Source organism: Leclercia sp. LSNIH1 (assembly GCF_002902985.1).
In the GTDB taxonomy this organism is placed as follows: Bacteria; Pseudomonadota; Gammaproteobacteria; order Enterobacterales; family Enterobacteriaceae; genus Enterobacter.
Map to the genome: position 1 here is coordinate 2077835 of NZ_CP026167.1, position 24115 is coordinate 2101949.

At 57.6% G+C, this 24115-nt stretch carries 25 protein-coding genes and 1 tRNA gene; 8 read left to right on the forward strand and 18 right to left on the reverse strand.

Features of this window, described 5'->3' with window-relative positions; all coding sequences use genetic code 11:
• Positions 1–14 precede the first annotated feature (14 nt).
• The 6 genes from C2U54_RS10250 to tesA form a co-directional block, all read right to left on the reverse strand.
• The gene (locus C2U54_RS10250; RefSeq protein ID WP_103181037.1) at positions 15–473 is read right to left on the reverse strand and encodes an NfeD family protein; all 459 of its coding nucleotides are present in this window, start codon (positions 471–473) and stop codon (positions 15–17) included.
• Positions 473–1384: an SPFH domain-containing protein gene (locus C2U54_RS10255; protein WP_103178526.1), complete on the reverse strand. Its 912-nt coding sequence runs from the start codon at positions 1382–1384 to the stop codon at positions 473–475. Before C2U54_RS10255 ends, C2U54_RS10250 begins: the two co-directional genes overlap by 1 nt.
• A 177-nt stretch (positions 1385–1561) precedes the next feature.
• Complete coding sequence (locus C2U54_RS10260) at positions 1562–2416, reverse strand: hypothetical protein (RefSeq protein ID WP_103178527.1); 855 nt, start codon at positions 2414–2416, stop codon at positions 1562–1564.
• Between the two features lie 323 nt (positions 2417–2739).
• Entirely contained in the window at positions 2740–3594 is an 855-nt protein-coding gene (locus tag C2U54_RS10265; RefSeq protein ID WP_103178528.1) for a co-chaperone YbbN, read from the reverse strand.
• A 57-nt stretch (positions 3595–3651) separates the two neighbouring features.
• The gene (locus C2U54_RS10270) at positions 3652–4461 is read right to left on the reverse strand and encodes an SDR family oxidoreductase (RefSeq protein WP_103178529.1); all 810 of its coding nucleotides are present in this window, start codon (positions 4459–4461) and stop codon (positions 3652–3654) included.
• Positions 4451–5074: a multifunctional acyl-CoA thioesterase I/protease I/lysophospholipase L1 gene (gene tesA, locus C2U54_RS10275; protein WP_103178530.1), complete on the reverse strand. Its 624-nt coding sequence runs from the start codon at positions 5072–5074 to the stop codon at positions 4451–4453. Before tesA ends, C2U54_RS10270 begins: the two co-directional genes overlap by 11 nt.
• Here tesA and ybbA point away from each other — a divergent pair.
• From ybbA to C2U54_RS10290, 3 genes are all read left to right on the forward strand, one after another.
• A complete protein-coding gene (gene ybbA / locus C2U54_RS10280; protein ID WP_103178531.1) occupies positions 5045–5731 on the forward strand; it encodes a putative ABC transporter ATP-binding protein YbbA in 687 nt (228 codons plus the stop codon). The genes tesA and ybbA overlap by 30 nt on opposite strands.
• Complete coding sequence (ybbP, locus tag C2U54_RS10285; RefSeq protein ID WP_103178532.1) at positions 5728–8142, forward strand: putative ABC transporter permease subunit YbbP; 2415 nt, start codon at positions 5728–5730, stop codon at positions 8140–8142. Before ybbA ends, ybbP begins: the two co-directional genes overlap by 4 nt.
• 182 nt (positions 8143–8324) lie before the next feature.
• Positions 8325–9470, forward strand: coding sequence for a porin (locus C2U54_RS10290; RefSeq protein ID WP_103178533.1), 1146 nt, complete (start codon positions 8325–8327; stop codon positions 9468–9470).
• Between the two features lie 404 nt (positions 9471–9874).
• On the opposite strand, the gene mnmH is transcribed toward C2U54_RS10290, so the two are convergent.
• The 7 genes from mnmH to ppiB all read right to left on the reverse strand — a co-directional run bounded on the left by mnmH (position 9875) and on the right by ppiB (position 14599).
• On the reverse strand, positions 9875–10945 hold the full coding sequence (gene mnmH, locus C2U54_RS10295; protein ID WP_103178534.1) for a tRNA 2-selenouridine(34) synthase MnmH: 1071 nt from the start codon (positions 10943–10945) through the stop codon (positions 9875–9877).
• Between the two features lie 74 nt (positions 10946–11019).
• Positions 11020–12087 carry a 5-(carboxyamino)imidazole ribonucleotide synthase gene (purK, locus tag C2U54_RS10300; protein ID WP_103178535.1) on the reverse strand — a complete coding sequence of 356 codons (1068 nt, stop codon included), beginning with the start codon at positions 12085–12087 and terminating at the stop codon, positions 11020–11022.
• Positions 12084–12593 (reverse strand): 5-(carboxyamino)imidazole ribonucleotide mutase, encoded by a 510-nt coding sequence (gene purE / locus C2U54_RS10305; protein WP_032616904.1) that lies wholly within the window; start codon positions 12591–12593, stop codon positions 12084–12086. The genes purK and purE overlap by 4 nt, the downstream gene beginning before the upstream one ends.
• Before the next feature lie 171 nt (positions 12594–12764).
• Positions 12765–12953, reverse strand: a complete 189-nt coding sequence (locus C2U54_RS10315; RefSeq protein WP_103178536.1) for a hypothetical protein — start codon at positions 12951–12953, stop codon at positions 12765–12767.
• A gap of 70 nt (positions 12954–13023) precedes the next feature.
• A complete protein-coding gene (locus tag C2U54_RS10320) occupies positions 13024–13233 on the reverse strand; it encodes a YdgH/BhsA/McbA-like domain containing protein (protein WP_103178537.1) in 210 nt (69 codons plus the stop codon).
• A gap of 145 nt (positions 13234–13378) precedes the next feature.
• Entirely contained in the window at positions 13379–14101 is a 723-nt protein-coding gene (gene lpxH, locus C2U54_RS10325; RefSeq protein WP_103178538.1) for a UDP-2,3-diacylglucosamine diphosphatase, read from the reverse strand.
• A gap of 3 nt (positions 14102–14104) precedes the next feature.
• Positions 14105–14599, reverse strand: a complete 495-nt coding sequence (gene ppiB / locus C2U54_RS10330; RefSeq protein WP_020685026.1) for a peptidylprolyl isomerase B — start codon at positions 14597–14599, stop codon at positions 14105–14107.
• A 172-nt stretch (positions 14600–14771) separates the two neighbouring features.
• Here ppiB and cysS point away from each other — a divergent pair, with 172 nt between their 5' ends.
• Positions 14772–16157 (forward strand): cysteine--tRNA ligase, encoded by a 1386-nt coding sequence (gene cysS / locus C2U54_RS10335; protein WP_103178539.1) that lies wholly within the window; start codon positions 14772–14774, stop codon positions 16155–16157.
• Between the two features lie 81 nt (positions 16158–16238).
• Here the strand turns inward: cysS and C2U54_RS10340 are convergent, their stop codons facing one another.
• From C2U54_RS10340 to folD, 5 genes are all read right to left on the reverse strand, one after another.
• Entirely contained in the window at positions 16239–16760 is a 522-nt protein-coding gene (locus C2U54_RS10340; RefSeq protein WP_103178540.1) for a metal-dependent hydrolase, read from the reverse strand.
• A gap of 72 nt (positions 16761–16832) precedes the next feature.
• Complete coding sequence (gene malI / locus C2U54_RS10345; protein WP_103178541.1) at positions 16833–17849, reverse strand: Mal regulon transcriptional regulator MalI; 1017 nt, start codon at positions 17847–17849, stop codon at positions 16833–16835.
• Positions 17850–17923: 74 nt separating this feature from the next.
• Entirely contained in the window at positions 17924–19423 is a 1500-nt protein-coding gene (locus tag C2U54_RS10350) for a PTS transporter subunit EIIC (protein ID WP_103178542.1), read from the reverse strand.
• A gap of 282 nt (positions 19424–19705) precedes the next feature.
• Positions 19706–19918 carry a ribosome-associated protein YbcJ gene (gene ybcJ / locus C2U54_RS10355; protein WP_023334767.1) on the reverse strand — a complete coding sequence of 71 codons (213 nt, stop codon included), beginning with the start codon at positions 19916–19918 and terminating at the stop codon, positions 19706–19708.
• A 1-nt stretch (position 19919) separates the two neighbouring features.
• Positions 19920–20786, reverse strand: a complete 867-nt coding sequence (gene folD / locus C2U54_RS10360) for a bifunctional methylenetetrahydrofolate dehydrogenase/methenyltetrahydrofolate cyclohydrolase FolD (protein WP_103178543.1) — start codon at positions 20784–20786, stop codon at positions 19920–19922.
• Between the two features lie 220 nt (positions 20787–21006).
• Between folD and C2U54_RS10365 the strand changes: the two genes are divergently transcribed.
• From C2U54_RS10365 to C2U54_RS28085, 4 genes are all read left to right on the forward strand, one after another.
• Positions 21007–21083 (forward strand) — tRNA-Arg (locus tag C2U54_RS10365).
• 114 nt (positions 21084–21197) lie between these two features.
• Positions 21198–22496, forward strand: a complete 1299-nt coding sequence (locus C2U54_RS10370; protein WP_103178544.1) for a Fic family protein — start codon at positions 21198–21200, stop codon at positions 22494–22496.
• A gap of 67 nt (positions 22497–22563) precedes the next feature.
• A complete protein-coding gene (yajD, locus tag C2U54_RS10375; protein WP_103178545.1) occupies positions 22564–22908 on the forward strand; it encodes an HNH nuclease YajD in 345 nt (114 codons plus the stop codon).
• A gap of 120 nt (positions 22909–23028) precedes the next feature.
• A complete protein-coding gene (locus C2U54_RS28085; RefSeq protein ID WP_139156322.1) occupies positions 23029–23823 on the forward strand; it encodes a hypothetical protein in 795 nt (264 codons plus the stop codon).
• Positions 23824–24115: the final 292 nt, after the last annotated feature.

Below are 24115 nucleotides of genomic sequence, written 5' to 3' on the forward strand. Positions count from 1 at the left end.
TGCTATTCCTGTTCTTATCGGGAAAGGGCCCGGACGCGAAGGGTAATACCCTCTACGGCCACCACCTCAACTTTGGTGCCGACGCTTAAATCCTCGTCGGCCACAACTGGCCACGAACTGTCGCCGACACGCATATGACCGCGCCCGTTAACCAGGGCGGTGTCCAGGGTAAACTGCATCCCCACCAGCTGTTTTCCTCGCTGGTTGAGCCGGGCATCGGCGGGCTTCTGGGCGCGCACCTGCCTTGAGAGCCAGCGCCACCAGAGCCAGGCGGCAATCAGGGTCAGCAGGGCAAACAGCACCCCCTGCCATGCCCAGTCGAACGGTAAGATCCACACCAGCAGCCCGGTGATAACGGCCGCCACGCCGCTCCACAGCAGATAGCCGTTGCCGCCGAGCATCTCTGCCGCCAGCAGCAGGCCGCCGAGGCTAAGCCAGAAAACGTGCGGATGTGCAGCAATCATCTCGATCATCATTTGCGCTCGTTGCCGCTGTTTTTAATCAGTTCCGCGATCCCGCCGATCGAACCCATCAGGCTGCTGGCATCCAGCGGCATCATCACCACCTTGCTGTTATCCGCCGAGCCTATAGCCTGCAGCGCCTCGGTGTACTTCTGCGCCACAAAGTAGTTAACCGCCTGGATATCCCCGGCTGCGATAGCTTCCGAAACCATTTTCGTGGCGCGGGCTTCAGCTTCCGCCGAACGTTCACGGGCTTCAGCCTGTAAGAAGGCCGACTGGCGTTCGCCTTCAGCTTTCAGGATCTGCGACTGTTTTTCCCCTTCAGCCTTCAGGATCTCCGCCTGACGTACCCCCTCGGCCTCCAGAATGTAGGCGCGCTTGGTTCGCTCGGCCTTCATCTGGGCGTTCATGGAGGTGATCAACTCTGCTGGCGGGCGCACGTCGCGGATCTCAATACGCGTAACTTTAATACCCCAGGGGTTGGTGGCTTCATCGACGATGTGCAGCAGGCGGGTATTGATGCTGTCGCGCTGGGAGAGCATTTCGTCCAGCTCCATTGAACCCAGCACGGTTCGAATATTCGTCATCGTGAGGTTTATGATGGCTAACTCAAGGTTGCTGACCTCGTAAGCCGCTTTCGGCGCGTCAATCACCTGAATAAAGCAGACCGCATCGATGGTGACATTGGCGTTATCCCGGGAGATAACCTCCTGAGACGGAATATCGAGGACCTGCTCCATCATATTGATTTTGCGGCCAATGCGGTCCATAAACGGCACGACCAGGCTTAAGCCCGGCTGCAGCGTCGTGGTATATCGACCAAAACGTTCCACCGTCCACTGGTAGCCCTGCGGAACGATTTTGACGCCGGCGGCGACGATCACCAGCGCCACGAAGATTAAAATAGGGATGACGATGAACATGTAAAACCTCCTGTTTTGTATTCCATGTTGCGATTAAAACTGTTCGTTTGTTGCGCATAAGTATACCGGCAAACAGGGGTAAATTCCCGCCAAATCAACGAGCCGGGCTGGATTCAGACAGAAAAAAGCCCCGCTAAAAATAGCAGGGCAACGCGTGTTTTCCGTTATCAGAGAAGATCAGGCGCTGGAGGTAGTGTAAGAGAAGTCAGCGATATACTGTTCGCCCGCGTCAACGATCGCCCGCGACAGTCCCGCATAATATTTTTCCAGGCCCATCGCTTCTATCTGCTGCAGCTGCTCGCGCACCGGGGCACAGAACAGACCGGCGTTACCCGCTTCGACGCGCTTATTATTCGGTGGCAGATCGCCGGTGATCGCTTTAAACCAGGTGCGGATACCCTGTTTAAGGTTATTTGGCGCTTTCGACAGATCGTCGATCCCCGTCAGCACCTGCAGGGTCGGGAAGCGATCTTCCGCCACGGCGCTTTTCAGGCGGTCAAAGAACTGGCTGAACAGTTCAAAGGAGCCCAGTTCGATAATTTTCGGTTTTGTGGTTTTACCGTTTTTATTGCCGATTTTGCTTGCCGCAGGCGTGCTGGACGGCACGATACCTGTCTTATGCAAGTCTAAACCAAACAGCAGATTGCAGTGGGCACGGCGCTCTTTCAGCGGGTAAGACATCAGCACATCGATAAACGTCGTCGCCATCACATCCGACAGCTTATGGTTGATCAGCCACTGCGAGCGAGAGAAATCGGCCGGGGAGACAAACCAGTGCGGAACCTCGTTGTAACGCTTCGACTTACCTTTGCCATCAAATTCAATGAAATGCGTGCCGTTGTCGAAAGCAAATTTGCAGTTTTTAAAGCTGACGATGGTGGTGTTGACGATCAGCGCTTTTTTGACGAAATCAACGACTTCCGGTCCAATAACGAAGCTGGTCTCTGCCGATGAGTGGATGACTTGCATTAATGTTTCTACATCAGGAACACCCGGCTTGAGAGAGGTGAACTCATAAAAGATATGTGCCATGCCGCATACTTCCTATAGTTATTAGCGTGCCCTTTTCATAACGAAAAAGTTTAACATCATCCTGATAAAGCTGGCTAATGGCAGCGTGTGTGGGCGTTTTGCCACGATCACAAATGGAAGATAAACGTTACTCCAGACGGGCTATTCGTTCAGAAACGTGGACATAGGGAAGGCTATATTTTACATCGTTAAAGTCTGGTTAACATTTTCTCAAAATTAAACATCAGGAAGACTAAACAAACGCTATCGGCAGAGATAAAAAAGCCGCCATAACGGCGGCTGACAGAGTGTTCGTGGCGGCACTGACCGGCCAGCTGGCAGAATCAGTACAGCAGAGCGTAAAGTTTACGGCGATAGGTCGAAGCCAGTGAATCACCCGTCCCGAGGGCGGCCAGAATTTCCTGGAACATTTTGCGCGCCTGGCCGTCTGCCGCAGCCAGATCCTTTTTAAGATGGCTGAACAGCAGTTCCAGCGCCTCTTCGTTACGACCTACCTGATGCAGCTGCAGCGCCAGCTGGCTCGCCAGTACCGCGTCGTCAGGGGTGTCGGCAACCTGCTGTTGCAGCTGCTGGATTTCCGGCGTATCCGCCGCCTGCTTCAGCAGTTCAATTTGCGCCACCAGCCCCTGGTAGCGGGTATCCTGATCCTGCAATGGGATCGTTTTGAGCACCACTTCGGCCTCTTCAGAACGCTTTAAGATAATTTGCGTTTCCGCCAGCAGCAGGCCGATTTCACTATTTTGACCGGAGAGCTGCCACGCCTCTTTCAACAGCGGCAGGGCTTCGTCATGTTTGCCTTCGGCCATCAACGCTGCCGCCTGCTGCGCTTTCAGCTCCTCTTCGCGCGGCAGCACTTTATCCAGCAGGGCGCGGATCGCCTCTTCCGGCTGCGGGCCCTGGAAGCCATCCACCGGCTGACCGTTCTGGAACAGATAAACCGTAGGAATGGCGCGCAGGCCAAACTGGGAGGCAATCATCTGCTCGGCGTCGCAGTCCAGCTTCGCCAGGATAAACTGACCGTTGTACTGGGCTGCCAGCTTCTCGAGCACCGGCGTCAGCTCCAGACAGTGCTGACTACGTTCAGACCAGAAGTAGAACAGCACCGGTTTGGTCATCGACTGTTCAAGGGTCTGGTGCAGGTTGGCTTCGGTAATGTTGACAATATTCTGTACGGACATGCGGCTATCCCAATTATGAGTTTCTGTTTACATGGGGGCGTGGCGCGAGGCTTCAACTCAACCCTGTAAAAATTTGTCCATCATCCGGCCAGGCAGCAGGCGCTTCAGCAGGCCGACGGCATGGGTCACCAGCGTGACCGGATAACGCAGCTTGGGGTTTTTGCTCTCAAAAGCATGGCGCACTTTGGCGACCACCGCCTCCGGCCCCAGGGTAAAACGGGCGGCGATACCGGGGTTTTCCACCGGCTTGTCGGCCTGGGTTTGATTGACATTGTCGGTAAAGCGGGTGCGGATAGGGCCCGGTTCAATCAGGCTCACCTTAATGCCGCTGTGGCGAAGCTCCATGCGCAGGGCATCAGACCAGGCTTCCAGCGCATATTTGCTGGCGGCGTAAGCCCCGCGGCCCGGAGTAGAGATAAGCCCCATCACCGAGGAGGTCATCACAATCCGGCCTTCGCCGTGTGGCAGCATGGCCGGCAGCAGGCGCATGGTCAGCTGATGAACGCCAAAAAAGTTGGCGGAGAATTGCGCTTCAAGCTGCTGGCGGGTAACGCTCTGTAGCGGGCCGTAAACGCCGAAACCGGCATTATTAAACAGCCCGTACAGACGATTGCCGGTCAGGGCGATCACCTCATCGGCGGCGCGCTCAATGCTGTCGGTACAATCCAGATCCAGCTGTACGCCGGTTAAACCCATGCCGTTCATCCGTTCAACGTCTTCCGGTTTACGGCAGGCGGCCAGCACCCAGAACCCCTGACGCTTCAGCTCAAGGGCGCTTTCCAGGCCAATGCCACTGGAACATCCTGTAATTAAGACCGATTTTTGCATAACTTTACCTGTCAGGATCTCCGTTGAATTACGAGTCATGTTTAACTAATGGAGCCAACCGGGTTGCCATCCAGTCGGCGATAAACGGTTGGGCGTCCCGATTGGGGTGAATACCGTCGTCCTGCATCCACTGCGGTTTCAGGTAAACCTCTTCCATAAAAAAGGGCAGCAGCGGAATATCGAACTCTTTAGCAAGCTTCGGATATATCGCGCTAAAGGCTTCATTATACCGACGACCATAGTTGGCAGGCAGTCGAATTTGCATCAGCAACGGCTGGGCGTTCGCGGCGCGGATATCCTGCAGAATTTTGCGCAGGGTTTGCTCGGTCTGCTGTGGCTGGAAACCGCGCAGGCCGTCATTGCCGCCAAGCTCCACCAGCACCCAGCGCGGCTGGTGCTGTTTCAGCAGGGCCGGCAGACGGGAGAGACCTTGCTGGGAGGTGTCCCCGCTAATGCTGCCGTTAACAACCGACGTTTTGCTCTGCCATTTATCATTCAGCAGCGCAGGCCAGGCGGCACTGGCCGCCATCCGGTAGCCAGCGCTCAGACTGTCACCCAGAATTAATAGCGTGTCCGCAGCCGCGGCGCGAAATGAGAACAGCATCAAAAACAGGAAGGGCAAATGCCAGCGGAAAACATTGTTGAAGTTCATCATCTTAAGAAGTCCGTGGGTCAGGGTGAGCACGAGCTTTCCATCCTCACCGGAGTTGAACTCATTGTCAAACGCGGGCAGAGCATCGCCCTGATTGGAGAATCGGGCTCCGGCAAATCCACGCTGCTGGCGATCCTCGCCGGTCTGGATGACGGCAGCAGCGGTGAGGTCAACCTGGTCGGGCAACCCTTGCATAAGCTCGATGAAGAGGCGCGCGCCGCCCTGCGGGCAAAGCACATTGGCTTTGTGTTCCAGTCATTTATGTTGATTCCAACCCTTAACGCGCTGGAGAACGTCGAGCTGCCGGGGCTGCTGCGCGGTGAGAACACCACCCAGAGCCGGGAGAGCGCCAGCGCGCTGCTGCAACAGCTGGGGCTGGGGAAACGCCTCGATCACCTTCCGGCGCAGCTCTCCGGCGGCGAGCAGCAGCGCGTAGCGCTGGCCAGGGCGTTTAACGGTCGCCCGGATGTGCTGTTTGCCGACGAACCCACCGGTAACCTCGATCGCCAGACCGGAGACAAAATTGCCGATCTGCTCTTTTCGCTGAACCGTGAACACGGCACGACGCTGATCCTCGTCACCCACGATCCGCAGCTGGCCGCCCGCTGCGATCGCCGCCTGCGCCTGGTCAATGGCGAACTGCAGGAGGAAGCATGATTGCCCGCTGGTTCTGGCGCGAATGGCGCTCCCCTTCGCTGCTGATTGTCTGGCTGGCGCTAAGCCTGGCGGTGGCCTGCGTACTGGCGCTCGGCAGCGTCAGCGATCGGATGGAAAAGGGACTCAGCCAGCAAAGCCGTGAGTTTATGGCCGGCGACCGGACGCTGCGCAGCTCCCGCGAAGTGCCGCAGGCGTGGATTGAGGAGGCGAGAAAGCAGGGGCTGAAGGTCAGCGAGCAGATCGGTTTCCAGACCATGACCTTTGCCGCCGGGACGCCGCAGCTGGCGAGCGTGAAGGCGGTCGATGATATCTATCCGCTCTACGGCGAGCTTCAGACCAACCCGCCGGGGCTGAAGCCTGCGCCGGGCACGGTGCTGCTGGCGTCGCGTCTGATGGCGCTGCTGAATTTAAAAACCGGCGACAGCATTGATGTCGGCGATGCCACCCTGAAAATCGCCGGGGAGGTGGTGCAGGAGCCGGACGCCGGATTCAATCCGTTTCAGATGGCGCCGCGTCTGCTGATGAACACCGCAGATGTCGCCAAAACCGCGGCGGTACAGCCCGGCAGCCGCGTCACCTGGCGCTTTAAGTTTGGCGGCACGCCCGCGCAACTGGAACGTTACGAAAAATGGCTCCTGCCGCAGCTGAAGCCGGAGCACCGCTGGTCCGGGATGGAGCAGGAGGAGGGCGCACTCGGCAAATCGCTGGAGCGTTCCCAGCAATTCCTGCTGCTCTCGGCGCTGCTCACGCTGCTGCTGGCGGTGGCGGCGGTGGCAGTCGCCATGGGCCACTACTGCCGCAGCCGCTACGATCTGGTGGCGATCCTCAAAACGTTGGGGGCGGGCAGGGCGCAGCTGCGCAAACTGATTATCGGTCAGTGGCTGATGGTGCTGACGCTCTCGGCTGTCACCGGCGGGATGATGGGGCTACTGTTTGAAAAAGTGCTGATGGTACTCCTCAAGCCGGTGCTGCCCGTCGCGCTGCCCCCTGCCAGCCTCTGGCCGTGGCTCTGGGCGATCGGGGCGATGACCGTCATTTCGCTGCTGGTGGGGCTGCGTCCTTACCGCCTGCTGCTCGCGACACAGCCCCTGCGCGTTCTGCGTCGCGACGTGGTGGCCAGCGTCTGGCCGCTGAAATATTACATTCCGGCTATCGTGGCCGTGGTGGTGATGCTCCTCGCCTGGCTGATGGGCGGGAGCATGCTGCTGTGGGCCGTGCTGGCTGGCGCCGTCGTGCTGGCGTTGCTCTGCGGTGTGCTGGGCTGGATGCTGCTCAGTGTGCTGAAAGGGCTCACGGTAAAATCGCTGCCGGTGCGTCTGGCGGTGAATCGCCTGCTGCGCCAGCCGTGGTCGACCCTCAGCCAGCTGTCGGCATTTTCGCTCTCGTTCATGCTGCTGGCATTGTTGCTGGTGCTGCGCGGCGATCTGCTGGATCGCTGGCAACAGCAGCTTCCACCAGAAAGCCCGAACTACTTTTTGATCAACATTGCCCCGGAGCAGGTAACGCCCCTGAAAGCGTTTCTCGCTGAACACCAGATTATCCCGGAGTCTTACTACCCCATTGTGCGGGCGCGCCTGACCCAGATTAACGGGCAGTCCACCGAGGGCAATAAAGATGAATCCCTCAACCGGGAGCTGAACCTCACCTGGCAGGATAAGCGCCCGGATCATAATCCGATCACCGCCGGCAGCTGGCCGCCGAAAGCGGGGGAGGTATCGATGGAGGAGGGGCTGGCGAAACGCCTCAACGTCGCGCTGGGCGATACGGTGACCTTTACCGGCGATACCCAGGATTTCAGCGCGAAAGTGACCAGCCTGCGCAAGGTCGACTGGGAGAGTCTGCGGCCTAACTTCTTCTTTATCTTCCCCCCCGGGGCGCTGGACGGGCAGCCCCAGAGCTGGCTGACCAGCTTCCGCTGGGAGAATGGCAACGGCATGCTCACCCAGCTTAACCGCGAGTTCCCCACCATCAGCCTGCTGGATATCGGCGCGATCCTCAAACAGGTCGGGCAGGTGCTGGAGCAGGTGAGCCGGGCGCTGGAGGTGATGGTGGTGCTGGTGACCATCTGCGGCGTGCTGCTGCTGCTGGCCCAGGTGCAGGTCGGGATGCGCCAGCGTCATCAGGAGCTGGTGGTCTACCGTACTCTGGGGGCAGGTAAAAAGCTGCTGCGCACCACGCTGTGGAGCGAGTTCGCCCTGCTGGGGCTGGTGGCTGGCCTGGTGGCGGCCATTGGTGCCGAAACTGCGCTGGCGGTGCTGCAAACCCGGGTATTTGACTTCCCGTGGGAGCCAGACTGGCGGCTGTGGGCGATCCTGCCCCTGAGCGGTGCGGTGCTGCTTTCGCTGTGCGGCGGCTGGCTGGGGGCGCGTTTACTGAAAGGCAAAGCCCTGTTCCGCCAGTTCTCCGGTTAATTCCTTTCCTGAACTATCACGTGCCAGTTTTTATACTGGCACGTGATGACTAAGTAGCATAAAAAGATAAATCATTGAATTTTAGCGGCACAAAACATTAAAAACCGGGCAACACGGACAGATAAATCCTGGTTAATATTCACCTGCTAAATAAATGGCAGTGTGTTTAACAAGGAAAAACAGTGACTATAAATAAAAAAGCGCTGGCAGTGGCTATTGGCGCAGCAGTGGCATTGACCTCTTTTGCATCCCAGGCTGAAATCACCGTTCTTAAACAAGATCCGCAGGCGGGCAACCCGCTGAGCCGTCTGAACTTCACCGTTGGCGGCAGTATTCGTCCTCAGTTCCAGAACATGACCGGCGACGACGGCAAAAACAGCTATAAGCGTAATGGCTTTGACGGCGGTACCCGCTTCCGTTTCGCGGCGGATTACTACCTGTTTGATGACATCAGCTGGGTCAGCTACTACGAGCTGGGGGTGAACATTCCGGCGCAGTTTAACTGGGACAACCACCACGCCGACGGCGCGCACGACACCTCCCGCCGCATGCTCTACACCGGCCTGAAGAGCGACACCTGGGGCACCCTGACCTTTGGTCAGCAGAACAGCGTCTATTACGATGTGGTCGGCGCGAAAACCGATATCTGGGACTACGACATGATCGGCCAGGCGCCGGGTAATGGCATCAAAGGTGACTACGACGGCTCTTACCGTTCACGCCAGATGCTGAAATACAAGAAAACCCTCGGCGATGCCGATCTCTACGCCTCTTACCTGTTCGAAGATAGCGAATATCTGCCGGGCAACGGCCTCCGTTACAAGCGTAAAGGCGGCGGTTCACTGGGTCTGGATTATCGTCTGACCACCGATCTGACCTGGGGCGCGGCCTGGAACTACACCCGCGCCGACATGCGTAACCCGGATAATGGCGACAGTAAAACCTGGGATCAGAACATCCTCGGTACCGCGCTGAGCTGGACGCCGGACAACTGGACCTTCTCCGCAGGCGGCGGCTGGTATCAGAACTTTATGACCAGCAAAAAAGTGTCGGTAAATGACTACTTCGCGGGTGATGCGTGGGGTATTGAGTACTTCGCCGGCTATAAATTCCCGATTGGTCAGTATGCGGTGAAATCGATCCAGCCTTACTTCATGGGTGACCGTATTGAGACCATGAATGGCCGCAACTACCAGCGCATCGACAACGGCGTGGGTGTCAGCTTCCAACTGGACTACGGCTTCCGCGTCGATTACGAGCACGTATTCACCTCCAGCACCGACGATCTGGGCGATATGAACCTGGTACGTTTGCGTTACGACTTCTGAGTCGTCTGTTCCCCGGTAGCGCGCAGCGATCCGGGGCTACGTGCGGTGCGGTTTGTTCCCCGGTAGCGCGCAGCGATCCGGGGCTACGTATGGTGCGGTTTGTTCCCCGGTAGCGCGCAGCGATCCGGGGCTACGTATGGTGCGGTTTGTTCCCCGGTGGCGCTGCGCTTACCGGGGCTACATGTGGTGCGGTTTGTTCCCCGGTAGCGCGCAGCGATCCGGGGCTACGTGCGGTTCGGTTTGTTCCCCGGTAGCGCGCAGCGATCCGGGGCTACGTGCGGTGCGGTTTGTTCCCCGGTAGCGCGCAGCGATCCGGGGCTACATGTGGTGCGGTTTGTTTCCGGTGGCACTGCGCGTACTGGAACGGTGTAGGCCGGGTAAGCGCAGCGCCACCCGGCGTTCTGTCAGCGGCTCAGCCACTCCGCCACGTCCCCATACGTCCCGCGATAGACAATCTTCTCCGCCTTCTTCTCCAGCTGATAGCGATACATCGGGTCGTAATAGTCATTGAGCAGTGGCGCCAGCCAGCTGAGATGCGCCTCGGTACTGCCGGTACGCTGCTGTTCATCCAGAGCGCTGTCCAGCAGGGCGGTCAATTCGGCATAACGCTGTAACCCCAGGCGGCGGCGAATGGCAAACAGGCCGTGGTACAGGTAATCGCGATACTCCAGCCAGCCCGCCTCTTCCCCCCGCGCTTCGTGAAAGGCCTGCCACATCTGCTCGAAATACTCTTCGCGCAGGCGCTCAAGACGCACCTCAAACGGGTCCTCAACCACCACAATGGGCGATTGCGCCATGCGGTCGCGCAGGCACTCTGGCAGGTGGTTGGAGCCAATCATCCGCCCTTCATCTTCCAGCACCCAGCGCGCAGCGTTTTTTTTCAGCAACTCGACGGCGAGATGGTTTTCAAAACTGGCCTGGGAAAGCTGCGGGGCCAGCGTGCGGCCAAAGGAGGAGCCGCGGTGGTGCGCCAGTCCTTCGAGATCGACGCCCTCAGGATGCGCCTTCACCAGCAGCGTTTTGCCGCTCCCGGTGCAGCCGCCAATCAGCACGCTGGGTTTTTGCGCCTGCTCAACGGTCGCCTGGATAGCCGCCTGGCGTAGCGCCTTGTAGCCGCCGACGATCAGCGGGTAATCCACCCCGGCTTCTTTCAGCCACGCCTGCGCGATATGCGAGCGCTGTCCGCCCCGGGCGCAGCAGAGATAGCCCTGCGGGTGAGCAAGGCAGGCGGCGCGCCAGGCCTCCAGTCGCTCTTCACGCGTCTCACCGCTTACCAGACGGTGGCCGAGCGCCAGTGCCGCCTCCGGACCCTGGCGTTTATAGCAGGTGCCCACGGCGGCGCGTTCGTCGTCGTTCATTAGAGGCAGGTTGTGTGCCGCAGGCATGGCACCCTGAGCAAATTCCACGGGGGCACGCACGTCAATTAATGGCGTGTCGGTAGCAAGTATGGCGCGGTAGTCCGTCCCATCGTTCATAAGGATCCCTCAAAACAACAATGGGCAGGATTTTACGCCGGGGAAGGGGAAGGTCAACTCCCCGGCGGTGAGGCTTAGCTGAGCGTTGACTGCGCCCAGGCAATCCCGCTGGCGTACTCCGGCGGCAGCAGAGGGACAATTGCTTCAAGCGTTGCGCAAAGGCGAGGGATATCGCTGTCATTCAGGTTGAGATGGCCGACCTTACGACCCGGGCGCACCTCTTTGTCGTACCAGTGCAGATGCACCAGCGGCAGCTTCAGCCAGTCATCGTTCAGATCGGTACCGATCAGGTTGATCATCACCGACGGGCTATTGACCACCGGCTGCGGCATCGGCAACCGGGTAATGGCGCGCAGATGCAGCTCAAACTGGCTAATGGAGGCGCCGTTTTGCGTCCAGTGGCCGCTGTTGTGGACGCGGGGCGCCAGCTCGTTGATCAGCAGACCTTCTGGCGTGACGAAGCACTCCATCGCCATTACGCCCACGTAGCCCAGCGCCTGCATGATGGCAGAGAGCATGCTTTCTGCCTGCGCTTGTTGCGCTGCGTTGGCCTGCGGGAAGACCACGCTGGTGCGCAGGATCCCGTCCTGATGCAGGTTATGGGTCAGGGGATAAAAGACCGTGCTGCCGTCGTGGGCGCGGGCACCCACCAGCGACACTTCATCGCTGAAATTAATGCCCTGCTCAACGATGCATTCGCCGTAGCACTCGTCCGGCAGCTGGTCGGTTTCCCCGGCGCGCAGACGCCACTGGCCACGGCCATCGTAGCCGCCCACGCGACGCTTGACGATCGCCAGTTCACCCAGCGCGTCAAACACACCCGGCCACTGGCTTTTTTCACTCAGCAGCTGCCACGGCGCGGTAGCGAGATGCAGATCGTCGAACAGCTGCTTTTGCGTAAGACGGTCAGCAATAATCGGGAAGACGTCGCGGTTAACGAAGGCGTTGTGACGAGCCAGCTCGCGGGTTAACGGCGTTTCCGGCCAGCGTTCGATTTCTGCGGTGATGACGCTCTGCTGAAACGGCACGGCTTCAGGCTCATCGTCCAGCCCGACCGGCCAGACGGCGATCCCCAGCGGTTCACCAGCCTGGCGCAGCATACGGCCTAACTGGCCGTTACCAAGGACGCAAACCTGCTTCATGCCGCACCTCGCGGGTCCGGGTTCTCCAGGACCTCGTCGGTCTGGGCGGTACGCCACGCGACCAGGCGCTGATGCAGTTCTTTATCATGAGTGGCCAGGATCTGAGCGGCCAGCAGCGCGGCGTTAGCTGCGCCTGCTTTACCAATCGCCAGCGTCCCTACCGGAATGCCGCGCGGCATCTGCACGATGGAGTAGAGGCTGTCGACACCGCTCAGGGCTGCGCTCTGAACCGGGACGCCGAGCACCGGCACCAGGGTTTTGGCGGCAATCATACCGGGCAGATGCGCGGCGCCACCTGCACCGGCAATAATCACCTGATAGCCATTCTCTTCTGCGCCTTCGGCGAAGCTGAACAGCTTATCGGGAGTGCGGTGCGCGGAGACCACTTCAACGTGGTGAGGAACGTTCAGGATGTCAAAGATTTCGGCGGCGAACTGCATGGTAGCCCAGTCGCTTTTGGACCCCATCACGATGGCGACACGCGCCGGATTATTGCTGGAAGACATGCGTCTTAAAACTCCTGTGGTGCACAACTCTCGGCTTTTGAGGCCAAAGAGAATAGCACGATAGAGAGGCAAGGAAAACGGTTGCGCGGCTAAAACTTCCGGCAAAATCCCGTGCTTTCTGCCACAAAAAAACCGCCGAAAGGCGGTCTTTTCACAGGTTACTTTGACATTTTACAGGAGATTACCTGCGGTCAGGCTCTCTTTATCAAAGGCATGGCTCACATCAATATGATTTTGATGTACTGCCGTGTCGATATTCGAACCCGCCTCCGGGGTGGATAAGGCGTTCTCGGCGGCCATCGCGCCAGAGGTGAGGGAAGCGGCCAGCAGCAGGGTGCTGACGATAGTGATATTTTTCATTCTTTTTTCCTTCTTCATCCTGTTGTCGCTGTCGCTTGTCTCTTATCTGGCGGCACGGCAATGCGTTAAATTATTTAGTCAGTTCAGCGGTCATATACACGCGGTTGTCGAACTGGGCGCTGGTGATTTTGTAGGCGGCACCCTCTTTAGCGGCCTGCGCGGCGATTTTAGCTTCGGCGCGGTCAATGGTAGAGGCGGTGGCGCTCACGCTCTGGGCAAAAGAACCGAAAGAGATCAGAGAAAGTGCGGCAACTGCAACGAAAGTTTTGATGGATTTCATGGTCGTATTCCTTAAGCTGATTTGTCTGGAGTAGGGCGTTGTTGCCCTGATGTGAGTAATCATAGGCCGACCAGAGTGTGATTAAAATCAAAACAATTTGCGGGAAGAATTCAAAAAAATTGAATGATTTTCAGGCGGGGGGATTTCAGAAAGGGAAAGCGATCAGCTCCACGCCTTCGGGCGTGACCTTAATCATCGATCCTTCGCTATGCCAGGCGCCTAACACCACGCGGTGGGCTTGCTCTCCGTTGGCGGTCAGGTCATGCATGGCCGGGCGATGGGTATGGCCGTGGATCAGCCACTGGACCTGGTGTTTTTCCATCACGCTGACCACCGCCTGCGGGTTCACGTCCATGATGGTCATCGATTTGCTGCTGTTGGCGGCTTTACTGCCGGCGCGCATTTTCGCGGCGATACGGCTGCGAATAAACAGCGGCAGGGCGAGAAAGAGCGTCTGGATCCAGGGGGTATGCACTTTGGCACGAAACGCCAGATAGCCGGTATCGTCGGTGCAGAGCGTGTCGCCATGCATTATCAGCACGCGGCGGCCATACAGGTCGAGGACGGTCTCTTCCGCCAGCAGGATCATTCCGCTTTCACGGGCGAAGCGTTTGCCCAGCAGAAAGTCGCGGTTGCCGTGGATAAAGAAGCAGGGGACGCCAGAGTCGACCAGCGCTTTAAGCGCACTCGCTATCTCGCGGTGCAGCGGGTTCGGATCGTCGTCGCCAATCCAGGCTTCGAACAGATCCCCCAGGATGTAAAGCGCATCGGCGTGGCGGGCTTCACCCTGTAAAAAACGCAGAAAACCGGCGGTGATCGCCGGTTCTTCTGTTTGCAGATGCAGATCTGCAATAAAGAGTGTCGCCACGAATTATTCGCTGACGGTCACGCTTGTGATTACAACGTCTTCTTTTGGAACGTCCTGGTGCATGCCGCTGCGGCCAGTAGAAACGGCTTTGATCTTGTCAACCACGTCCATACCTTCAACCACTTCTGCAAACACGCAGTAGCCCCAACCCTGCAGGCTTTCGCCAGAGAAGTTCAGGAAGTCGTTGTCTGCTACGTTAATGAAGAACTGCGCGGTGGCAGAGTGTGGCGCCTGAGTACGGGCCATTGCCAGGGTACCGCGGGTGTTTTTCAGACCGTTATTAGCTTCGTTTTTGATAGCCTCTTTGGTCTCTTTCTGTTTCATGCCAGGTTCAAAACCGCCGCCCTGGATCATAAAGCCGTTAATGACACGGTGGAAAATGGTGTTGTTGTAGAAACCTTCGCGGCAGTAGTCCAGGAAGTTTTTAACTGTTTCAGGCGCTTTGTCATCAAAGGTTTTGATTACGATATCGCCATGATTAGTGTGGAAAGTAACCATTTTTGCATCCTGTTCCGTTATAGTGGTGCTTCGACCCCGCCAGGGGCCACAATAAGCGCTTGTTATAGCATAACCTCACGACGCGATCACCTTGCATTGCGTGCTGCTTCGGGTTTGAATTACCATTAGAATATGCTGTTTTCACCCACACACGTCTCACATGGAATCTTCGATGTTAAAAATCTTCAACACACTGACGCGCCAAAAAGAGGAATTCAAACCTATTCATGCCGGGGAAGTCGGCATGTACGTGTGTGGTATTACTGTTTACGATCTCTGTCATATCGGCCATGGCCGTACTTTTGTTGCCTTCGACGTGGTGTCGCGCTATCTGCGCTTCCTTGGGTACAACCTTAAGTATGTACGCAATATCACCGATATCGACGACAAAATTATCAAACGCGCGAACGAAAATGGGGAAAACTTTGTCGATTTAGTCGATCGTATGATTGGCGAAATGCACAAGGATTTCGACGCCCTGAATATTCTGCGCCCGGACATGGAGCCGCGTGCGACGCACCATATTCCTGAGATCATTGAGATCACCGAACAGCTGATTGCCAAAGGTCACGCCTACGTGGCGGACAATGGCGACGTGATGTTCGACGTGCCGACCGATCCGCATTACGGTCAGCTCTCCCGCCAGGATCTGGATCAGCTCCAGGCCGGGGCGCGTGTGGATGTGGTTGAGGTTAAACGCAACCCGATGGACTTCGTGCTGTGGAAGATGTCGAAAGAGGGTGAGCCAAGCTGGCCATCCCCGTGGGGCGCGGGCCGTCCGGGCTGGCACATTGAGTGTTCGGCCATGAACTGCAAACAGCTGGGTAACCATTTCGATATTCACGGCGGCGGTTCAGACCTGATGTTCCCGCACCATGAAAACGAAATTGCCCAGTCAACCTGCGCCCATGACGGCGAATATGTGAACTACTGGATGCACTCCGGGATGGTGATGATTGACCGGGAGAAGATGTCCAAATCGCTGGGCAACTTCTTTACCGTGCGTGACGTGCTGAAGTATTACGATGCCGAAACCATCCGTTACTTCCTCATGTCCGGCCACTATCGCAGCCAGCTGAACTACAGCGAAGAGAACCTCAAGCAGGCGCGTTCTGCCCTGGAGCGTCTCTACACCGCCCTGCGCGGAACCGACACCTCTGTGGCGGCTGCGGGCGGCGAGGCGTTTGAAGCCCGTTTTGTTGAGGCGATGAATGACGACTTCAACACCCCGGAAGCCTACTCTGTGCTGTTCGATATGGCCCGTGAAGTGAACCGTCTGAAAGGTGAAGATGTGCATGCGGCTAATGCGCTGGCCTCTCATATGCGTAAACTGTCTGGCGTACTGGGTCTGCTGGAGCAGGCGCCGGAAGCGTTCCTGCAGAGCGGTGCGCAGACGGATGACGGCGAAGTAGCTGAAATTGAAGCGTTAATCAAGGCGCGTCTGGAAGCGCGTCAGGCGAAAGACTGGGCCGCGGCCGATGCCGCGCGTAACCGTCTCACCGAGATGGGCATCATCCTGGAAGATGGTCCGCAGGGCACCACCTGGCGCCGTAAGTAAGTCCATCAGGCCCGGCGGCGCATCGCTTGCCGGGCATGGGATTATGTAGGCCGGGTAAGGCGCAGCCGCCACCCGGCTTTTTTAACGCCGCTTCCACCACAACAAACCCATCACGATAACCCCCGGCAGCCACACCCACAGCAGTTCCGAGATAATCACCTGATGCCCGTACGGCGTGGTGTAGCGAGAGAGCGCAAAAGGCGCGACCTTAATCACCTGCCACGGCGCAAAGAAACGTTCATCCGACCACGGCCACAGCCAGCCGACCCCTTTCCCGCCCGTCGTCACCGAGTCCAGCAGGCTGTGCGACAGCAGCGACACGGTTAAAAACAGCCAGCAGCGCACCAGCCCCGCCCGGAACCCTCGTCGCCCGACCAGCACGCAGAGTAACGGCACCACAAAGGCAAACAGCAGCGAGTGGGTAAACCCGCGATGACCAAAAATATTGCCGTAGGCGACGCCAAACTTAAACGCGAGTACGTCGGCATCCGGCAGCATGGCGAGAACGATTCCGGCGAACAGCAGGGGAGGGGGGATCACCCGGCTGCCCAGCCCTAAGCCGAGGCAAACCGGCACAGCAGCGTGGGTAATAATGGTTGGCATAAGGATTATCCATGGCAAATCATGGAAATATAGCAGAGCGCGGCTTAACGCAGAGCCGGGCGTAAATCTGAATTATGCCGATTCCCGGGCGACGAGTTGCCCGGAGAGAGTAATGCGCTGGGTTTGCAGCTCAGGCTCTTTTAGCTGGCGGATCATTAACCCCGCCGCCTGACGCCCCGTCTCTTCGCTGGCGGAGGAGACATAGGTAAACGACGGGGAGGTGAGGTTGACGTGCAGCATATCTTCAAACCCCACCAGCGCCACCTGCTGGGTGAGGAAGACATCTTTCCCCACGGTGCGGCCAACGTGATGGATCCCGGAGATAGAGCCGATCATCGCATCCGGGGAGTGGCAGAGCAGGGCGGTGATAGTGTTGTTCTTCTCCAGCAGCTGACGGGTGGCGAAGCTAACCGCCTGGGTATCGTCGCTGCAGGCGGGGGCGGATTCGTCGCGGAACACCAGCCCGTTTTGTGTCATCGCGCTGCGAAAACCGAGCAGCCGCTGCTCGCGGATGAGGTCGCCTTCCTGGCCGCCGATATAGGCGATATTGCGATGGCCCCGCTCAATCAGATAGCGGGTCGCCAGATGCGCCGCCTGGCGGTTATCGCGCATCACCAGATTACAGGTTTCGTTGAGCAGCGACTGGGAGACCGCCACCAGCGGCAGCGGACACTCACGGATCATGTCAGGTAAGGTAGCATGGCGCGTATCGGAAGCCAGATAGATCACCCCGGCCACGCCCTGCTGCTTAAAGGAGAGCAGGCAGCGCTCAAGATGCTCACCGTCGTTCAGCGGCTGGCCGAGAAAGACCATATATCCCTGCTTTTCCAGCTCCTGGACGATGCTTGCCATTACCTTAATGGAAAAGCTGTCGCTGAAATCACGCAGGATCAGGCCGATAAGGTTGGAGGTGTTGGCGCGAAGATTGGCGGCGGCTACGTTATGCACGTAGCCCAGGGCGGTGATGGCGGCGTGGACTTTTTCGATCGTCGCCTCTGAGATCTTTCCTTTCTGACGCAGAACCAGCGAGACGGTAGAGACCGAAACCCCTGCCTCTCTGGCGACATCAATGATGCTGACCTTCTTCACATCTTCTCCCTGAAATGCCTGATAAGACAACGCCTCCCGTAAGAGTACAGGAGACGTGTCGGACAGGCAGCTTATTATTTACCGATTAGGGTGGACATCGTCTGGGCGATAAACTGCGCCCGGGCGCCAAAGATAACCTGAATGCCGGAATCACCGACGAAGACCACGCCGCGTGCACCGAGGCCGTTCAGACCGTCTTTGTCCACCACATCGCTCTTCGCCACTTCCAGACGCAGGCGGGTGATGCAGGAGCCGACAGAGTTGATGTTCTGCGCGCCACCGAGCAGGCCGATGATTTCGTTGGCGATTTCGGTATCGGTTTTATCGTCCGCATTGGCTGTCACTTCAGTGCGGCCCGGCGTTTTCACGTCGAAACGACGGATCACGAAGCGGAAGGTGAAGTAGTAAATCAGCGCCATCGGGACACCGATGATAATGGCGTTGAGGAAGTTGGTCTGGTAGCCGTTGAACGACGGCAGGATCCCGAACGACAGGTAGTCGATAAAGCCCGCGGAGAAGGACTTGGCGATATGCGCATGCAGCAGGTACATGGTCATGTAGGCCAGGCCCGCCATGATGGCGTTAAAGACGTAGAGGATCGGCGCCACAAAGATAAAGGTGAACTCCACCGGCTCGGTGATCCCGGTCAGGAAGCAGGTCAGCGCCGCAGAGAAGAGAATACCGGCGGCAATCTTTTTGTTTTTGGTGTGCGCTTCGTGGTACATCGCCAGACAGGCCGCAGGCAGCGCGAACAGCATCAGCGGGAACTCGCCCTGCATGAATTTACCGGCGTTCTGGTAGGTATCGCTGCTGAAGGATTTCACCCCTTCTTCCAGCATCTTGAACCAGATGGTCTGGTCGCCGTGGATCACCTGGCCCGCCTGGGTAGTGTAATCCCCGAACGAGTACCAGAACGATGGATACCAGATATGGTGCAGACCCAGCGGGATCAGCGCACGCTCCACCAGACCAAAGATAAAGGTCGAGGCCGCCTGGTTATCACCGTTAACGATCACCGACAGCGCGTCGATACCGGCCTGGATATGCTGCCAGACGTACGGCAGCAGCAGCCCCATCACGAATGAGAGGAACGCCGTGGCGATCGCCACAAAACGCTTTCCGGAGAAGAAGCCGAGGAACTCCGGCAGCTGCATGGTGTGGAAGCGGTTATAACACCACGCGGCGAGGATCCCGCACAGCAGGCCGCCAAAGACGCCCATCTGCAGGGTCGGGATGCCCACCACCATGGCGTATTTCCCGCCCTGGGAGGCCATCTCCGGCGTAATGCCGAGCACGGTGCCAATGGTGATGTTGGTGACAAACACCGCCACCGCTGCCGACAGCGCGGCGATACCCGATTCCGACGCCAGGCCGACGGCAGAGCCGATGGCAAACAGCATCGGCAGGTTATCAAAAATGACGCCGCCCGCGTTCATCATCAACGGCAGGTGGAATTTATCGCCGAAAGCCAGCAGCAGGCCCGCAGCGGGAAGCAGCGAGATCGGCAGCATTAATGCGCGACCAATCATCGACAATTTTGACAGCGATTTAACAAACCCTGATATCAGACTCATGCTGATTTCCCCCGAGTGCGCTCTGTGAGCGCTGTTATAGTGAGTAGAACGTTTTAGTAGAACGTTCTACTTATCGTGATGAAAGGCTGAAATCCGCGCAACTGAATTCTCACCTTTTAACAGATGAAATAGTGATTATTTGAAGTTGATCGATAATTAACCGTGATGGTCGTGGGGGAATCGTGAAGAGAATTGCCGGGTGGCGGCTGGCGCCTTACCCGGCCTACAGACAGAGCCCGTATGTAGGCCCGACAAGCGCAGCGCCGCCGGGCATCAGACGGCTCAGGCCGTTACGGTGACGCTCTGGCCTTCAAAACTCACAGTCTGTCCGGCTACGATCTTGCAGCGCTTGCGGGTTTCTACCACGCCATCAACTTTGACCAGACCGTCAGCAATAACGATCTTCGCCTGGGCGCCGCTCTCGCTCCAGCCTTCGAGCTTCAGCAGATCGCACAGCTCAACATGCGGGTGTTTACCTAATGAAAATGTCGCCATCTTACGCTTCCTCTACGTCGTGATACTCAACGCATGCTTGTAAAGTATTCTGAATCAGTGTTGCAACGGTCATCGGGCCTACGCCGCCCGGAACCGGGGTGATATAAGAGGCACGGGCGGCGGCATCGTCAAACACCACATCGCCGACCACTTTGCCGCTCTCCAGACGGTTAATCCCCACGTCCACCACAATGGCGCCTTCCTTGATCCACTCGCCCGGGATAAAGCCCGGCTTGCCGACCGCCACGATCAGCAGGTCAGCATTTTCGACGTGCTGGCGCAGATTTTTAGTAAAGCGGTGGGTGACGGTGGTGGTGCAGCCGGCCAGCAGCAGCTCCATGCTCATCGGGCGACCGACGATATTGGACGCACCAATCACCACGGCGTTCAGGCCGTAGGTGTCGATGTTATAGCGCTCCAGCAGGGTCACAATGCCGCGCGGCGTACAGGGACGCAGGCGAGGCGCGCGCTGGCACAGGCGGCCCACGTTGTACGGGTGGAAGCCGTCCACATCTTTGTCTGGCGCGATACGTTCCAGCACTTTCACATTGTCGATGCCCGCAGGCAGCGGCAGCTGAACCAGAATGCCGTCGATTGCTTTATCGGCGTTCAGGGTATCGATCAGCTCAAGCAGCTCTGCTTCCGTGGTGGTTTCCGGCAGATCGTAAGAGCGGGAGAGAAAGCCAACCTCCTCGCACGCTTTACGTTTGCTGCCGACATAAATTTGTGAAGCCGGGTTGCTGCCGACCAGCACAACCGCCAGCCCGGGGGCGCGTTTTCCCGCGGCCAGACGTGCTGCCACTTTTTCCGCAACCTCAGAGCGCACCTGCTGCGCAATCGTTTTACCGTCAATAATCTTTGCTGCCATCAGAGAGAAGATTCCGTCTGTAAGGAGTGAAAGGGGGGATGAGCATATTTTGTCAGAAGCGCGCGCTGCTGTCAGTCACACTTTGCGGATTTTCCTGTTAAGCGGCGCTGAGGAGGGGCATGGGTATGAACTGGAAGAGGATTGTACTAAAATCAATTGACTCAACCGGCGTTGACCGTATAATTCCACGCGCTTCACCACTGCGAAGTTTCTTCTCTGTGCGCCCTTAGCTCAGTTGGATAGAGCAACGGCCTTCTAAGCCGTAGGTCAAAGGTTCGAATCCTTTAGGGCGTGCCATTCAAGCACCTTTTAGTTCCCCAACGTCTCTTTTTATTGATCTCTCCGCGCACGCTTTTTCACGCAACTACGTTAAACTAGCTCAAATATGAGATATTTTGAGATAGTTTAAGTATGTCCATAAAACGTCCTCCCAGACTGATACCGTTAGAATCCCTGACGGGCGCAGATATTGTTGCCCACCAGCACTACGCGCGTACTACGGACGACAAAGGCCGCTATCTGCCCTTCGATGAATTCAGACACCGTTTATCCTATCGCGATAACGTCGCGCTTGCCTGGACATTGACCCGCCGCGCCAGGGATGCTGCGCTACAGCGGATCGCTTACCGTAACGAGGCTGGAGAGCAGGCCGGATTCATGCTGACTTCTGCCATCTCCGCCACCTGTGAACGGGTGGATAAACACGCCACCCGTCTGGCGCTGGATAACCTGATATACCGGTTACGTGGCGCGGGAGCGGCTCTGATCCAGCTTCAACTCGATGAACCGATCACCAGCTCGCAGCTGGAAGGGGCTAATACCACCACGCTGGTGGCCAGGAAGATGTTGGGTTCCGGTCGGGCACCGCGAACCGAAGGTGAGCATATGATCGCCGGAAATGCGCGGCTGATGGCAGAGATCCCCGACCTGCTGAATGAACCGCTGACACCCGATCTTATCCGCCGTTTTCATGCGACAGGTATGGAAGGGATTAATAACGCGAAATATCAGCCGGGCGAGTTCCGTACGACAAACGATATCGTGATCGCCGACTACGACGGCAATGTGATTCACCAGCCGCCCGCGGCAGATCGCCTTCCTGCCCGCCTGCAGGGAATTTGTGACTGGGTGAACAGTACCGCGGAATATGTTCATCCGCTGGTAAAGGCGTGCATTTTGCATTTTATGATTGCCCATGAGCATCCCTTCCGGGACGGGAACGGGCGCACCAGCCGGGCGCTGTTCTACTGGTTTATGCTGAAATCGGGGTACGAGGCCTTTAAATACATCTCTATCAGCAGCCTGCTTTATGCCGCTCCGGTGAAATATGCGCAAAGCTATCAGTACACGGAAACGGACGGCATGGACCTGACCTATTTTCTGGAATACCAGTCCGGCATCATCCGCCGCGCCCTGGACCAGCTATTGCGGCATGTTGACGATTTGGTCACCAGAGCGGCAAACATTGAGCGGGTCCTGTTCGAGTCGCGTGCATTATCGCGCCTCACCTCCCGCCAGGTCACTCTGCTGAATATCATGCTGGCAACGTCGACAACAGATTATACCGCCGCTGACGTGAGTGAGGCTCTCGGGATTTCCGATAACACTGCCCGTAAGGATCTACGTGCGCTGGTACGCGAGGGGCTGGCTGAAGAAACCGCGGCGAATGACCAGAAAACGGTTTACAAAATCGCGCGAAACCTCGTTTAACCTTCGGTTCCATTCTGCGATATAGTAGGGGCATTCTCGTCTCACCTTCTGACAGGTAACACCGGCAATGGCTCTGATCCCCAAAAACTACGCGCGGCTGGAAAGCGGCTACCGTGAGAAAGCCCTCAAAATCTATCCCTGGGTATGCGGACGCTGCTCGCGGGAATTTGTCTATTCAAACCTGCGTGAACTGACGGTTCACCATATCGATCATGACCACACCAATAACCCGGAGGATGGCAGTAACTGGGAGCTGCTGTGCCTGTTCTGCCATGACCACGAGCATTCGAAGTACACCGAAGCCGACATGTACGGAACTACCGTGGTGGCGGGCGAGGATGCGCAAAAGGATGTGGGGGCAGCCACCTACAACCCCTTTGCCGATCTGAAATCGATGCTCAACAAAAAATAATCATTGAGTTTTCCAGGCCGGGCAAGCGACGCGACCCCGGCAACGCCCGAACAGATAACGGGTGAGTCTTCAGAGGGAATGATGTCCGGTATTGCGCATTACTATGTCCAGCAGCAGAGCATGAACACGCAGCAAGTGGCGACGCTATCGGCTCAGACCGCCTCTTCAGGGGCGTCGCAGACCAGCGTCCCGGCCTCTTTTCAGCAGGTATCCCACGCATCGCAACCGATCGTTTCGCAGCCCGCTATCCCGACGCTCAATTCCGCTGATACCCGCCAGACCGCCGTTGCCGCGACGCCCGCCTCGTTTGGTCAGCTGGATCAGTACGCCCGTATCCAGGGCTGGAGTGAGAAGCAAATCGCGTTGATGAATCGCCTGTCAGCGTACAAAAACAGCCGCTCCGGTCCCGCCTGGCGGGCGCCAGGCGCAGGTGTTCGCGGGATTCGCAATAACAACCCCGGCAATCTGGAAGCCAGCTGGGCATTTAGCTGGCTGGGGCAGAATGGCACTGACGGGCGTTTCGCCACCTTTGCCACCCCCGAACACGGGATACGCGCGCTGGGGGTCAACCTGCTCTCCTACCAGCGACGCGGGCTGGATACCATCAGCAAAATTATCTCCCGCTGGGCGCCACCGCAGGATAATAACGATACCACCGCCTATATCCAGAATGTCAGCCAGGCGCTCGGCGTCTCGCCCACCACCCGGCTGGATGTAACCTCGCCTGAGATATTACGCGCCCTCAGTAAGGCGATTATTCGTCAGGAAAACGGCAATGTGCCGTTTTCGGATGAGGTCATCAACAGCGGCGTCTTTTCGGCGCTGGGGATGGCGGAGCTGTCTGGTGCCCAGCCTGCGGTGTTGAAAAGCATGCCGGTTGACTCCCCCTTTGTGTTGCAAGCCCGCAAAGAGTAACCCGCGCTCATCTCCCTTTTTACTTTGTTGCTCCTGTTTACACTTGATCATATAAAGATAATGAGTATAGTTCTCATTCTCTTTAGTGTTTGTGGGCACGTATGGACCTTCCCGCAGCAACAGTGAGGCATCTCTCACACGGAACACTGAGCGTTAACGGGAGACGCTGCCCTGGCCTGACGGCCTGACACCAAAATCCAAATCGCAAACCGATGCGATGCAGGCGTCCTCTTCATACTTTTGCACGGTAAAGGATGTTCCTGATGAGCCAAAAATTGTCCGCCCCAACACC